Annotated in this window: 10 protein-coding genes and 1 pseudogene; 5 read left to right on the forward strand and 6 right to left on the reverse strand. The window is 73.3% G+C overall.

Features of this window, described 5'->3' with window-relative positions; genetic code table 11:
• Positions 1–80 precede the first annotated feature (80 nt).
• Positions 81–368: pseudogene (locus tag ACFWXO_RS42360) on the reverse strand (DUF3263 domain-containing protein); the annotation flags it as partial.
• A 68-nt stretch (positions 369–436) separates the two neighbouring features.
• Between ACFWXO_RS42360 and ACFWXO_RS42365 the strand changes: the two are divergent.
• Entirely contained in the window at positions 437–781 is a 345-nt protein-coding gene (locus tag ACFWXO_RS42365) for a cupin domain-containing protein (protein WP_375888707.1), read from the forward strand.
• A gap of 68 nt (positions 782–849) precedes the next feature.
• Here the strand turns inward: ACFWXO_RS42365 and ACFWXO_RS42370 are convergent, their stop codons facing one another.
• Entirely contained in the window at positions 850–2,088 is a 1,239-nt protein-coding gene (locus ACFWXO_RS42370; protein ID WP_375888710.1) for an extracellular solute-binding protein, read from the reverse strand.
• Between the two features lie 348 nt (positions 2,089–2,436).
• On the opposite strand from ACFWXO_RS42370, the gene ACFWXO_RS42375 reads away from it, so the two are divergent.
• Together ACFWXO_RS42375 and nagA are read left to right on the forward strand one after the other, a co-directional pair.
• Complete coding sequence (locus tag ACFWXO_RS42375) at positions 2,437–3,369, forward strand: ROK family protein (RefSeq protein WP_380531803.1); 933 nt, start codon at positions 2,437–2,439, stop codon at positions 3,367–3,369.
• On the forward strand, positions 3,366–4,562 hold the full coding sequence (gene nagA / locus ACFWXO_RS42380; RefSeq protein WP_380531806.1) for an N-acetylglucosamine-6-phosphate deacetylase: 1,197 nt from the start codon (positions 3,366–3,368) through the stop codon (positions 4,560–4,562). The genes ACFWXO_RS42375 and nagA overlap by 4 nt, the downstream gene beginning before the upstream one ends.
• 45 nt (positions 4,563–4,607) lie before the next feature.
• Here the strand turns inward: nagA and ACFWXO_RS42385 are convergent, their stop codons facing one another.
• From ACFWXO_RS42385 to ACFWXO_RS42400, 4 genes are read right to left on the reverse strand one after another with little or no spacing between them, the layout of a single operon-like run.
• A complete protein-coding gene (locus ACFWXO_RS42385) occupies positions 4,608–6,611 on the reverse strand; it encodes a hypothetical protein (protein ID WP_380531809.1) in 2,004 nt (667 codons plus the stop codon).
• Positions 6,612–6,622: 11 nt separating this feature from the next.
• Complete coding sequence (locus ACFWXO_RS42390; protein WP_380531812.1) at positions 6,623–7,504, reverse strand: carbohydrate ABC transporter permease; 882 nt, start codon at positions 7,502–7,504, stop codon at positions 6,623–6,625.
• Entirely contained in the window at positions 7,501–8,445 is a 945-nt protein-coding gene (locus tag ACFWXO_RS42395) for a carbohydrate ABC transporter permease (RefSeq protein WP_380531815.1), read from the reverse strand. Before ACFWXO_RS42395 ends, ACFWXO_RS42390 begins: the two co-directional genes overlap by 4 nt.
• 37 nt (positions 8,446–8,482) lie before the next feature.
• Positions 8,483–9,796 (reverse strand): ABC transporter substrate-binding protein, encoded by a 1,314-nt coding sequence (locus ACFWXO_RS42400; RefSeq protein WP_380531818.1) that lies wholly within the window; start codon positions 9,794–9,796, stop codon positions 8,483–8,485.
• Between the two features lie 160 nt (positions 9,797–9,956).
• Here ACFWXO_RS42400 and ACFWXO_RS42405 point away from each other — a divergent pair, with 160 nt between their 5' ends.
• Positions 9,957–11,237, forward strand: coding sequence for an ROK family protein (locus ACFWXO_RS42405; RefSeq protein ID WP_380531821.1), 1,281 nt, complete (start codon positions 9,957–9,959; stop codon positions 11,235–11,237).
• Between the two features lie 128 nt (positions 11,238–11,365).
• Positions 11,366–13,996, forward strand: coding sequence for an RICIN domain-containing protein (locus tag ACFWXO_RS42410; RefSeq protein ID WP_380531824.1), 2,631 nt, complete (start codon positions 11,366–11,368; stop codon positions 13,994–13,996).
• The last annotated feature ends 35 nt before the right edge of the window (positions 13,997–14,031 follow it).

Below are 14,031 nucleotides of genomic sequence, written 5' to 3' on the forward strand. Positions count from 1 at the left end.
GGCGCACCGGGAACCCCGGCCACCGCCTCGGACCGCCACCCCTCGAACCCGGCCGCCGTCACCACGGGAGCCGCCTGCGACCGCGCCCCCCGCCGCCCCTCCCGCACCCGCCGCAACCGATTCACCAGCACCGGCGCGAACGCCAACGCCTCCTCCCGGTCCAACAACCCGTTCAGCACCTGGTAGTACCGCGTGGAGGAGAGCCCCAGCTCCTCCCGGATCGCCCGCTCCTTGGCCCCCGCCGTCCGCCACTGCCGCCCCTCCAGCGCCAGCACCGCCCGGTCCCGCTCACTCAGCCCACTCGGCTCGCCCACACGCACCACCTCCGCACATCCCCCCGCATCCCCCACGGACCTACGAAGTGTCATTCTCGGACGCGCCCCCGACACACTCTGCCCCCCCACCCCGGTGCCCCCGCCCGGCTAGCGTCACCCCCATGACCAGCTTCGCCGTCCACATCCCCACCGCCGACCTCGACCCCGAGCCCCTCGACCCGTCCCAGATCGTCTCCGGCACCCCCGAGGTCACCGGAAAGGTCCTCGCCGAGTCCCCCGACGGCCGCCAGCTGCGCGGCATCTGGCAGATCACCCCGGGCGTGGTCACCGACGTCGAGGCCGACGAGATGTTCGTGGTGCTGAGCGGCCGGGCCACCATCGAGATCGAGGGCGGCCCGACCCTGTCCGTCGGCCCCGGCGACTGCGCCGTCCTGCGCGAGGGCGACCGCACCACCTGGACGGTCCACGAGACCCTCCGCAAGGCCTACGCGATCACGCTCCCCTGACCCCGCCCCGGCACCGGCCCTCGCGGTGAGCCCCCCGCCCCCCGCCCCCCGCCCCCCGGCAGGGGGCCTCACTGCTTGCGGACCCGGCCCGCTTCCTTCATCGCCGCGTCCTGCAGCCCCTGCAGCACCTGCTTCGGGTCCCCGGTCACGGCCTGCCCGATCCCCGTCTTGATCCGGTTGCTGACCTCACCCCAGGCCGGGTCCCCGAACGGGTAGAAGCTGGCGTTGGTCAGCCCCACCGCGAACTGCTTGAGGTCCTCGTGCTTGGGGTCCGAGGACATCTGGTTGAAGGCGTCCTGGGTCACCGGCAGCAGGTTGTACTGCTCGTCGAACTTGAGCTGGTAGTCCTTGGTGTAGACGAAGGACAGGAACTTCTTGATCTCGTTCTTGTGCCCGTTGGCCTTGAACGCCATCATCCAGTCCGCGACGCCGAGGCTCCCGGTCCTCCCCACGCCGTCCTTCTTCGGGATGACCGCCGTCCCGAAGTCGATCTTCCCGGCGGACGCCATCCGCAGCAGGGTCGGGTGCCCGTTGAGCATCGCGACCTTCCCGGAGGCGAAGTCCTGGAACACCGGCGTGCGGTTCATCTTGCCGGGGTCCGGGTACGTCAGCCCGGTGCTGACCAGGTTGTTCTTGAGCCAGGTGAAGGTCGCCTGGTTCTGGTCGCTGTCGATGGTGTAGTTGCCGACGTCGTCCGAGAGCGAGCCGCCCCCGCTCAGCGTCCACAGCATCGACTCGGCCGGCGCCTCCTCGGGCCCCAGCGGCAGCCCGTACGGGGTCACCCCGGGCACCTTGGCCTTGATCTTCTCGGCCGCGGCCCGCAGCTCGTTCCAGGTGGTCGGCGGCTGGGTGATCCCGGCCTGCTTGAAGATCGCCTTGTTGTAGAAGAGCACCCGCGAGGAGGAGACGAAGGGGATCCCGTACTGGGTCCCCAGCACCTGCCCGGCGTGCGAGAAGTTGTCCATGAACTTGGCCTGGGTGTCCATCGAGAGGACGTCCGCGGCCGCGTACAGCCGGTCCGCCGCGACCTGCTCGGCGAAGCCGCCGGTCTGCAGCAGGTCGGGCGACTTCCCGGCCGCGATCATGTCGTCGACCTTCTTGCCGATGTCGGTCCAGCTGTCGACCTCGACCTGGACCTTGATGCCGGGGTTGGCCGCCTCGAAGGCCTTGGAGACCTCGTCCCAGTAGTGCTTGGAGCCGGTCTCGGCGTTCTCCCCGTAGTCCGCGGCGACCAGTTTGAGCGTGACCGGCCCGTCGCCCTGCCCGCTGCATGCGCTGACCGTGGTGAGCACCAGTGCTCCGGCCAACGCCGTACCGAGCACACGGAGGGAAACGTGGGCGCGCCTGTCCAACGCGGGTACCGCCTTCAGAGGGAACTACAGCCGGACGAGGGAATCCGGCAGGGGGGAGCGCCACACTCCCAAACCGCTCGCACACTGGTCCACACCACTCGCCCCCGCCCGTCGAGTAGTTACCGAAGTGCCCTGGTTCATTGCACGATGCGCAACAACAGGCGAACGGAGGCCCTCAGCCGGACTCCGGGGCACAAAGCCGCGCACACCGCCGCAGCCGAGACAAAGCTCACCCAGTATGGACCAGACCAATCCGACAACTGGACTAGACCTCTTCGACCCGACCAAGGGAAACTGTCCTCCGTGAAGCACGTCATCGCACTCGATGTAGGCGGCACCGGCATGAAGGCCGCGCTGCTCGCCCAGGACGGCTCCGTGCTGTTCGAAGCACGCCGACCGACCGGGCGGGAACACGGCACCGACGCCGTCGTCGCCGCCATCCTCGGCTTCGCCGCCGACCTCGCCGACGAGGGCCGCGCCCGCTTCGGGCACGCCCCGCTGGCGGCCGGCGTGGCCGTGCCCGGCACGATCGACGAGAAGAACGGGATCGCGGTCTTCTCCGCCAACCTCGGCTGGCGCGACCTCCCGCTGCGCGAGCTGCTCGGCGAGCGCCTCGGGGGCCTGCCGGTCGCCCTCGGCCACGACGTGCGCTCCGGCGGGCTGGCCGAAGGGCGGATCGGCGCGGGTCAGGGCGTCGACCGCTTCCTGTTCGTCGCCCTCGGCACCGGCATCGCCGGCGCCATCGGCATCGGCGGCCGGATCGAGGCCGGCGCGCACGGCTACGGCGGCGAGATCGGCCACGTCGTGGTCCGCCCCGGCGGCCCGCAGTGCGGCTGCGGCGCCCGCGGCTGCCTGGAGACGCTGGCCTCCGCCTCGGCCGTCTCCCGCGCCTGGGCCGAGGCCAGCGGTGACCCCGACGCCGACGCGGCATCCTGCGCCGCCGCGGTGGACGCCGGGGACGACCGCGCCCGCGCCGTCTGGCAGGACGCGGTCGACGCGCTGGCCGACGGCATCGTGCTGGCCCAGAGCCTGCTCGATCCGTCCACGGTCATCGTCGGCGGCGGACTGGCCGAGGCCGGCGACACGCTCTTCACCCCGCTGCGCGCTGCGGTCACCGAGCGCCTGACCTTCCAGATGCCCCCGAAGGTCGTACCCGCCATGCTCAAAGACACCGCCGCGTCCCTGGGCGCCGGCCTGCTCGCCTGGGACCTGCTCTCGATGGAGGTGACCGCGTGACCAGCGCGGACCGTGACCGCACTGCCCTGTCCGGCGCCCGGCTCGTCCTGCCCGGCGGGGTCGTCGACGGCGGCCGCCTGGCCGTCCAGGGCGAGCGCATCGCCGCCCTCTCCCCCGCGGCGAGCGGCGGTGAAGCCGAACCGGGCGACCTCGACCTGACCGGCCACACCGTCGTCCCCGGCTTCGTCGACCTGCACGTCCACGGCGGCGGCGGCGCCTCCTACGCCTCCGGCATCGCCGAGGAGGCCCTGCACGCCGCCCGCACCCACCTCGCCCACGGCACCACCACCACCGTCGCCTCCACCGTCACCGGCGAGATCGACGAAGTCGCCCGCCAGGCCGCCGTCCTCTCCGAACTCGCCGAGGACGGCACCCTCGCCGGCGTCCACTTCGAGGGCCCCTTCATCTCCCACAACCGCTGCGGCGCCCACCGCCCCGACCTGCTGCGCAACCCCGACCCCGCCCTGGTGCGCAAACTCGTCGACGCCGCCCGCGGCCACGCCAGGATGGTCACCCTCGCCCCCGAACTCCCCGGCGGCCTCGACTCCGTCCGCATGCTCGCCGACCTCGGCGTCATCGCCGCCGTCGGCCACACCGACTCCGACTACGCCACCACCCTCGAAGCCATCGACGCCGGCGCCACCGTCGCCACCCACCTCTTCAACGCCATGCCCGGCATCGCCCACCGCGCCCCCGGCCCCATCGTCGCCCTCCTGGAGGACGAACGCGTCACCGTCGAACTCATCAACGACGGCGTCCACCTCCACCCCTCCGTCCTCGACCTCGCCTACGGCACCGCCGGCGCCAACCGGGTCGCCCTCATCACCGACGCCATGGGCGCCGCCGGCATGGGCGACGGCCTCTACCCCCTCGGCCCCCTCCAGGTCCGCGTCGAGAACGGCGTCGCCCGGCTGGTCGAGGGCGGCGCGATCGCCGGTTCCACCCTCACCCTGGACGTGGCCTTCAAGCGCTCGGTGACCGTCAACGGCCTGTCCCTCGCCCAGACCGTCGAGTCGCTCAGCGCCACCCCGGCCCGCCTGCTCGGCCTCGCCGACTCGGTCGGCTCCCTGGAGACCGGCAAGCTCGCCGACCTCGTCGTCCTCGACTCCGACACCTACGACCTGGTCGCCGTGATGCGCCGCGGCCGCTGGGCCGTCGGCGGCGACCGCTTCCCCACCGTCAGGTCGGCCTGACCGAAGGCGTGTCCGACACGCCCCAGGTGCCCGGGCCGGCCGCGGCTACCGCCAGTCGAGGAGCAGCCAGCCGCGGTGCGGCAGCTCCTCGGTGACCTCGACGCTGCGACCGGTCACCGCGGCCTCGACCGGCTCGGGGTCTGCCAGCGGCCGGAGCAGGACGCCCTCGGCCCGGACGGCCCCGCGGGGCAGGTGCACCCGGGGGTGGGCCGGGTCGGCGCTGCCGTTGGCGACGGCGAGCCGCCAGCCGTCCGCCGTGCGGGTCAGGTGCGGGATCAGGTGGGGCCCGCCGGTGACCAGCGGCAGGGTCGGGGAGTCGCCCTCCAGGTAGCGGACGGCGGCGTGCAGCAGGCGCTGCCCGTCGTCGTCGTGGGGCAGCAGCTCGACGGCGGTGGCGGCCGTCACCGCGACCCGGCCGCCGAGCTCGTTGGTGAAGACGCACCGGCCGGCGCCCCAGAACCGGTGGTCGGGGGTGAGGATCTCGGTCCAGGTCTCGGCCCCCGCCGCCGGCCGGAGCCGGGCCAGGGCCGGTTGGAGGTTGACGCTCAGGTAGGCGCCCGCGCCCTCCCCGGTCAGCACGCGTTCCAGCGCGTACGGGCCGGGATCGCCCGCGGCTCCACCCCCGGCTCCGCCCCCTGCTCCGCGCTCGACGACCTCCTCGACGGTCACCCCGAGCAGCTCGCCGAACCCGCGGGCCCGCAGGATGTGGGCGGCGGTGCCGTCGAGCAGCAGGCCGTCGGCGAGCATCCGCCGGAGCTCGGCGTCCTGGTAGGCCCAGGCGAGCTGCCCGAACAGCACCCGGACCGGGCCGTCCTCGGCGGTGACCGGGACGCCGTAGCGGAGCAGGTGGTCCGCGGCCGGGCCGGGGTCGACCGCCAGTTCGGCGAGGTCGCCGCCCCGGCGGGTGCGGACGTGCGCGGCGGCGTCCTGGCGGACGGGCAGCGTCACGCCGTGGGTGCGCGCCGCCGGGCCGGTGAGCAGGTCCAGCGCGGGCCGGGAGCGGCGCAGCAGCTCGGCGACCCGCGGGAAGCGTCCGGCGGCGCCGGACTGCATCGGGTGGAGGTTGAGGAACAGCGCTTCGGAGCCGGCGAGTTGGGCGGCCACCAGCTCCGACCAGGTCTGGGTGTCGGACTTGGACCACGCGGTGTGCGGCCAGTTCTCGACCTCCGGCGCGCTGCGCACGTGGCGCGGCCGCAGGGCCCGCTGGACCTCCAGCATCCAGACCGAGAAGCTGAGTTCGCGGCCCGGCGCGTCCGAGTAGCGGGCGAAGTGCGGCCGGTGCCAGACTTCCCCGTCGATGGCGAGCGCGTCGAAGAGGGCCGGCCAGTCGCGGCCCTCGACCGAGTGGACGCCGGGCTCGGAGCTCATCAGGCCGAGCCGCGCGCGCCCGCCGGAGGCCTTGGCGACCGCCGCCGCCACCTCGCCGGCCACCTCCAACTGTGCGGTGCGCCAGACCTGTTGGAGCAGCGCGCGCCAGGGGTGCGGCGGGCCGGGGGCGGTCACGGCGGCGACCGCCCGCTCCCGGTCCACCGGCTCCCCGGCCAATGCGGCGAGGCGCTCCAGCATCAGCGGTTCGAAGCCGCCGCCCCAGGGCAGCGGAGCGTGGTTGTGGTAGCGGAAGTCGTCCTCCAACCACAGCACGCGGACGTCGAGTTCGGCGAAGCGGGCGTAGTGGGCGGTGATCCAGGCGCGGAACCGCGGACAGGCCGGGGAGGCCTGGGCGGTGGCCACGGTGCCGTCCGGTCCGACCATCGGGGCGAAGCCGAGCCGGTCGGCCCGGCCGCGGTCGGCGTGGCCGAGGGTGACCCAGGGGTTGAGGCTGACGCCGAGCCCGGCTGCGCGCAGGACCGCCGTGGCGGTCGCGGCGGTGTCGTACAGCCGGTCCTCCACCCCGCCCGCCGGGTGGCCGGGGTACAGCTCCTCGGCCGCGAGCAGCAGGACGACCTCCTCGACGCCCGACTCCCGGCAGAAGGAGGCGAGTTCGGCGGCGCGTTCGGCGGCGTCCGGGGTGGGATGGAGCTGGAACCGCAGGTGGTACCGGGCGGGCACGCCGGGCCTCCTCATTTGACGCTCCCGGCGGTGAGGCCGGCGCGCCAGAAGCGTTGCAGGGACAGGAACAGGATGACCAGCGGGATCGCGGAGACCATGGCGGCGGTGACCACGATGTTGAGCGGCGGCGCGCCGGGGCCGAGTGCCCGCTGGGCCTGCCAGCCGACCACGCCGACGGTGACCGGCTGGAGGTGGTCGTCGGCCAGCATCAGCACGGGCAGCAGGTAGTTGGTCCAGATGGCGACGAACTGGAACAGGAAGACCGTGACCAGCGCCGGGGACATCACCCGCAGCGCGATGGTGGCGAAGATCCTGAACTCGCCCGCGCCGTCGATCCGTCCGGCCTCGATCAGCTCGTCCGGCACGGAGGCGGCGGCGTAGATCCTGGCCAGGTAGACGCCGAACGGGCTGACCGTGCTGGGCAGCAGCACCGCCCAGTAGGAGTTGACCAGGTGCAGCTGGGAGAACATCAGGTAGAGCGGCACGGCCAGCAGCGGCTGCGGCACCAGCACGGCCGCGAGCACTCCGTTGAAGGTCAACTCCCTTCCCCGGAAGCGGTACTTGGCCAGTGCGTAGCCCGCCATCGCCGAGATCAGGGTGGAGCCGGCCGCGCCGCCCACGGCGTAGAGGGCGCTGTTGCCGAGCCACTGCCAGTAGATCCCGCCCTGGCGGGTGAAGACGTCGCGCAGGTTGTCGGCGAGGGCGAAGTCGCCGAACCAGAAGCCGTTCCCGGCGAACAGGCCGCTGCTGGTCTTGGTCGAGGCGACCAGCAGCCACCAGACCGGGGCGAGGAAGTAGACCGAGGCGATCAGCAGCACGCCGAGGGTGAGCCAGCGGGAGGCCTGGTACCGGGCGGTGCCGGTTTCGGTGGCGGTGTCGGTGGCGGTGCTCACAGGGCCTCCCCCCGGCGCTGGACGAGCTTGAGGAAGCCGAAGGACAGCGCGAACGCCAGGACCGCGAGCACCACGGACTCGGTGGCGGCGAGGTTGAAGTCGTTGGCGTCCACGGCGTTGTAGGCGGCGTAGATGGGGGTGTAGCTGCTGCTCAGGTTGGGGGCGACGTTGTGCAGGATCGCGGGCTCGTTGTAGAGCTGGGCGGTGCCGATGACGGAGAACACCGTGGTCAGCACCAGGGCGGGGCGGATCATCGGGACCTTGATCCGCCAGGCGATGCCGAAGGCCGAGCAGCCGTCCATCCGGGCCGCCTCGGCCAGTTCGGCCGGGATGGCCTGGAGGGCGGAGTGGATGATCAGCATGTTGTAGCCGGTCCAACCCCAGGTCAGCATGTTGCCGATGGTCGCGCCGAGCATGCCGTCCGAGGTCAGGTTCAGGTCCAGGCCCAGGTGGTGGGCGGCGGCGGTGATCGGGCTCAGGCCCGGGGCGACCAGGTAGGACCACATGATCGCGCCGACCACCCCGGGCAGGGCGTACGGCAGGAAGAAGGCCAGCCGGAAGAACCGCTTGAACATCGTCGACCCGGCGTCCAGCAGCAGGGCCAGCGCCAGGGCCAGGGCCAGCATCACGGGCACCTGGACCACGCCGATCAGCAGCACCCGCAGCAGCGAGCCGCGGAAGGCCGGATCGCCCAGCGCCGTCGCGTAGTTGCCGAGGCCGGCGAAGACCTGGGTGGGGGCGGAGAGGCCGAGGCCGGAGCGGTGCATCCGGAACAGGCTCTGGTAGAGGGTGTAGCCGATCGGCGCCAGGTACAGCGCCGTGAACAGCAGCAGGAACGGGGCGAGGAACAGCGCGACGGTCCGGGCCCGGTGGCGGGCGGGGCGGTCCGGGCGGGCGGCGCGGTCCTGCGGTGCTGTCCGCCCGGCGAGGGCGGTGGTCATGGGGGTTCGTCCCTCCTTGGTCGGTCCGGGTGCCCGGTCAGCCGGCGACGGCGAGGCCCTGCTGCTTGAGGCCGGCCACCGTCCTGCTCTGCAGGTCGGCGAGCACGTTCGGCAGGGTGGCTCCGCCGGTGCCCGCCTTGCCGAGCCCGTCGCCGAGGTCGGTGGAGGTCTGGGTCATGGTCGGGCCCCACTGCCAGTCGGTGGTGATGTGGGCGGTCTCGGCCTTGAAGACGTCGTAGATCACCTGCCCGCCGTAGAAGGGGTCGGGCTGGGAGAGCGCGGGGTGGGCGAGCGCCGAGGTGGCCGCCGGGTAGATGCCGGTGACCTTGATCAGGTTGCCGACGCTGTCGGGGTCGGTGCTCATCCAGGTGGCGAACTCGGCGGCCTCCTTGGCGTGGGCGCAGCCCTTCAGGACAGCGGTGGCCGAGCCGCCGTCGTTGCCGTACGCCGGGTTGGCGGCGTCCCACACCGGCATCGGGGCGACGGCCCACTGCCCGGCGCCGTCCTTGACGCTGCCGGCGATGATCGGCGCGTCCCAGACCGCGTTGACGTCGGAGAGGATCTTGCCGTTGGCCATGTCGCTGAACTGCGAGGCGTCGTTGCTGGGGTCGGCCTTCACCAGCTTCTTGTCCAGCAGGTCCTGCCAGTAGGAGGCGACCTTGCGGTTGGCGTCGCTGTTCAGGCTGACCTGCCACTGGTCGTTGCCGGTGCCGAACCACTTGGCGCCCGCCTGCCAGGCGAGGCCGGCGTAGGTGTACGGGTCGTTGCCGAAGTTGCCGAGGTACACGGTGGGGTCGGCGGCGTGCACCTTGGCGGCGTCGGCCGCGTACTCCTCCCAGGTGGCCGGGGGCTTGTCGATGCCGTACTTCGCGAACAGGTCCTTGCGGTACATCAGGGCCATCGGCGCGGTGTCGACCGGGAGGCCGTAGGTGTGGCCGTCGACGGTGACCTGCTTCCAGGTCCAGTCGGCGAACCGGCCCTTGGCGTCGGCGGTGTACGTGCCGACGTCGGTGAGGGCCCCGGCCGCGGCGAAGCTGGGCAGGGTCTCGTAGCCGACCTGGGCCAGGCAGGGGGCGTTGCCGGCCTTGGCGGCCGTGAGCATCTTGGTGTAGCCGCCCTTGGAACCGGAGGCGGTCTTGCCGAAGCTGACCTGGATGCCCGGGTGGGTCTTGTTGAACAGGGCGACCGACTCCTCGTACCCCGGGGCCCAGCCCCAGAAGTCGAGCTTGACCGGGCCGGAGGCGGCGTCCGCGCCACTGCTGCCGCTGCCGCCGGAGGAACAGCCGGCGACGAGGACCGCGGCCGTCACGAGCGCGAGTGCGGAGGCCGTCGAAACGGGTCTTGTCTTCACGTGTGTCTCCTCGAAACCGGGAGGGCGGGGCGCGGTCCCGGGGGCGGAGCGGGAACCGGCCAATTCGTTCGGTTATTGTTTGAACCAACCCTGATAAAGTCAAGAGGCAGTGTCGACGCCCGCGTCGGCCGTGACGGTGGCACCGGAGGAGGAGCGGTTCGTGAAGGCAGCGCTTCAAGGCTCGGGCGTACGGAGTCTGGCGATGGCCGGGCCGGCCGTGGCCCGCGACCGCTCGTCGTCCCGCCGGGCCAACCTCGGCATGGTGCTGCGGCTGCTGCGCGACGAGGGCCCCCGCTCGCGCGCCCGCATCTCCGAGGACACCGGCCTGCCCAAGGCCACCGTCTCCAACCTCACCGCGGAACTGCTGGAGGGCCGGCTGATCCGCGAGGGCGAGGCGGAGCGGGACCGGGGCACCGTCGGCCGGCCCGGGCAGGCCGTGGAGATCGACGGCAGCGGCGTGCACGGCATCGGCGCCGAGATCAACGTCGACTACGTCAGCCTGCTCGCCCTCAACCTCAAGGGCGAGGTCACCGCCGAGCAGCGGATCCCCTTCGACGTCCGGGCCGCCGGGCCCGACGCCACCCTGGACACCACCGCCCAGCTGGTCGCCCGGGGCATCGAGGCGCTGCGCCGCGACGGCGGCCGGGTCGCCGGGGTCACCCTGGCCACGCCCGGCGCCACCGACATGGCCACCGGCACCGTCGGCTTCGCCTCCAACATCGGCTGGCGGGACGTGCCCGCCATCGCCGGCCTGCGCGAGCGCCTGGGACCCGGCGCCCCGGAACTGCACCTGGAGAACGACGCCAAGCTCGGCGCGCTGGCCGAGTACGTGACCGCCTCCGCCGACAACGTCCGCGACCTGGTCTACGTCACCGGCCAGACCGGCGTCGGGGTGGGCATCATCGCCGGCGGGCAGCTGGTGCGCGGGGCCGGCGGCTACGCGGGCGAGGTCGGCCACCTCCAACTGGTGCCCTCCGAGCAGCTGTGCGCCTGCGGCAGACGCGGCTGCTGGGAGACCACCGTCGGCCGCGGCGCCCTGCTGCGCTACGCCGCCGACCCCGGCGACCTGGTCTGGGACCCGATGGTGGACCTGGAGCGCCGACTCGCCGAACTGCGCGAGCGGGCGGGCGCCGGGGACGCCCGCACCCTGGCCGCGGTGCAGCGGATCGCCGACAACCTCGCGCCCGGCCTGGCGCTGCTCGCCGACGTCCTCAACCCCCGGCTGATCGTCCTCGGCGGGCACTTCGCCTTCTTCGGCGAGTACCTGCTGGACAGCGTGACCGCCCAGGTGCGCGAGCGGGTGATGGCCCCGGACGCCGGGGGCTGCGAGATCGTGCTGTCCACCACCGGGCTGACCGGGACGGCCCGGGGCGGCGCGCTGCTCGCCCTGGACGCCGTCTACCAGGACCCGACCAGCGCCATGACGCCCGCCCGGCGCTGACCGTACGCCCCGATCTGCTGCACGGGTCTTGACATGACCCGCAATAAGTTCGGATTCTGGCGGAACTAATCGCCAGTCGTGCCGCCTCCCCCACCCAGCGGGCGGCACGCCTCCGGAAGGATCCCCCGATGAGACGGACGACGTCCCGGCCGGCCCGGGCCTCGCTCGTGCCGGTCCTGGCCCTGGCGGCGGCCACCTGCCTGCCGCTCGCCGCCGCACCCCCCGCCTCCGCCGCCCCGCCCACCACCGCTGCCGCCGTCGCCACCGCCGGCACGGTCACCATCGGCGGCAAGTGCCTGGACGACGCCGACGGCGGCACGGCCGACGGCAACCCCGTCCAACTGCTCGGCTGCGACGGCTCGGCCCGCCAGCAGTGGACCCGCAACCCCGACGGCAGCGTCACCGCGTTCGGCAAGTGCCTCGACGTCACCGACGCCTCCAACGCCACCGGCGCCCTGCTCCAGCTGTACGGCTGCACCTCCGGCCCCAACCAGCGCTTCGGCTGGCTCCCGGACGGCACCGTCTACTCCGCCAAGTCGGCCAAGTGCCTGGCCGTCCAGGGGAGTTCGGCCACGGACGGGGCCCGGGTCGGCCTCGCGCCGTGCACGCCCTCCCCCACCGAGGTCTGGGGCGGCAGCGCGGCACCGCCCGCGTCGTACACCCTCTCCGCCGGGAAGCCCGTCCCCTTCGGCAACGCCGACGACACCCCCGCCTTCGGCTACACCGACACCGACGGGCAGTTCTACTACCAGTCCGCCCACTCGCTGTACGGCGCGAAGGACGGCCGCAGCTGGCAGTTCTACCGCGGCTCGGACTTCGACACCGCCACCCTCGCGCCGATCAGCACGGCGGTGAACCCGGCCAACCCCCAGGACAGCAACGGCGACACCACCTGGCGCTGCGACAACAGCCCGACCGGCCTCGGCGCCACCGCCGCCCCCGCCGGCTCCGGCTACGCCCAGCCCAACTACTGCGACCTGACCGGGGTCTGGGTCGACCCCGACACCGGCTGGTGGTACGGCCTGGTCCACAACGAGTTCACCCCGCAGCCCTTCGGCGACGGCCTGCACTACGACGCCATCGACGCCACCGTCTCCAAGGACCGGGGCCGCACCTGGACCATCACCGACCACGCGATCACCACCCCGTACAGCACCGTCCGCGGCGACACCACGACCTTCCCGGGCTCCACCTACTCCTACGGCGACGGCGACCCGCGCCTGTTCACCGACTACCGCTCCGGCTACTTCTACGTCTTCTACATGTCCCGGGCCGTCGACAAGACCGGCGGCTGGGGCGGCTTCGAGGAGCACGTCGCCCGCGCGCCGATCTCCGGGAAGCTGGCCGCCTCCTCCTGGACCAAGTGGCACGACGGCTCCTGGTCCACCCCGGGCATCGGCGGCGCCGAGAGCGACCTCGTCCCCGCCCAGGGGGTCGGCACCGGCTACCTCGCCCCCGGCGACGGCTACTCCCCCGACCGGACCGGCAGCATCCGCACCCAGATCGCCGCCGGCACCATGCCCGCCCCCTCGCAGCTCTCGGTGCTGAACATCGCCTGGAGCGCCTACCTCGGCAAGTACCTCGGCACCCCCGAGAACGAGGCCGGCTCCGACCAGCCCCAGCACTACTACGTCACCGACGACCTGGCCACCCAGCAGTGGACCGACATCGGCTCCGTCGGCGGGCCGCAGAGCTCCTGGTACCGCTGGCTGGTGGACTCCGGCAGCCGGACCGGCACCACCGTGCTCGGCAGGACCTTCCGCTCCTACTGCTGGTACAGCTGCTCCACCGGCAGCGGCGAGTACGCCGAGGTCAGCATCGCCCCGACCGCCGCCGGCGCCCCGCCGGCCGCCCCCGTCACCACCGGGGTGCCGTACCGGCTCGCCGCGGGCGACGGCCACTCGCTGGCCCAGAGCGGGAGCACCCTCACCACCTCCGCCACCGCCGACACCGCCGCCCAGCAGTGGACCTTCGCCCCCACCGGCGACGGCTTCTACACCATCGCCAACGCCGGCTCCGGCAAGCTGCTCGGCGTCGACTCCCGCGGCAACGCCGGACGCGCCTGGGGCGCCGCCCCCACGCTCGCCGCCCGCGGCAGCAGCCCGACCGTCGGCCAGCAGTGGTCCGTCCAGACGGTGGTCACCAGCCCGGCGGGCAGCGGCCCGTCCACCCCCACCGGCGGCTACCGCCTGGTCAACCGCTACAGCGACCTCGCGCTCAGCCTCACCACCGGGGCCCAGGCCGTGACCACCTCCCCCCAGCGCACCTGGGACAACCCCGGCAGCACCGCCGACACCCGCCCGGTCACCGCCCAGACCCTCACCCTCACCCCGGCCGGCGCCGCCCCGGTCCTCGACGGCACCCACGTGCTGTCCACCGGCGGCAAGGCGCTGGACGTCCCCGACTGGTCCACCACCCCGGGCACCCGGCTCGACACCTGGACCACCAACGGGGGCCGGAACCAGGGCTGGACCTTCGCCCGGCAGGCCGACGGCTCGTACACCCTCACCAACCTCCACTCCCGGCTGTGCGCGGACGGCCGGGGCGGCGCCACCGCACCCGGCACCCCGGTGATCCAGTGGACCTGCACCGGCGGCGACAACCAGCGCTGGACCGCCACCCGGCTCCCCTCCGGTGCCTACACCCTGACCAACCGCCGCCGCGGACTCCTGCTGACCACGGCCGGACCGGCCGACGGCGACCTGCTGGCCCAACAACCGGACAGCGGATCGCCGTTGCAGCGGTGGACGCTGGACTGACCCACCGCCACCCGGCCGCCCCCCCCCCCCCCCCC

Origin of the sequence: Kitasatospora sp. NPDC059088 (genome assembly GCF_042738155.1) — a bacterium.
Lineage (GTDB): Bacteria > Actinomycetota > Actinomycetes > Streptomycetales > Streptomycetaceae > Kitasatospora.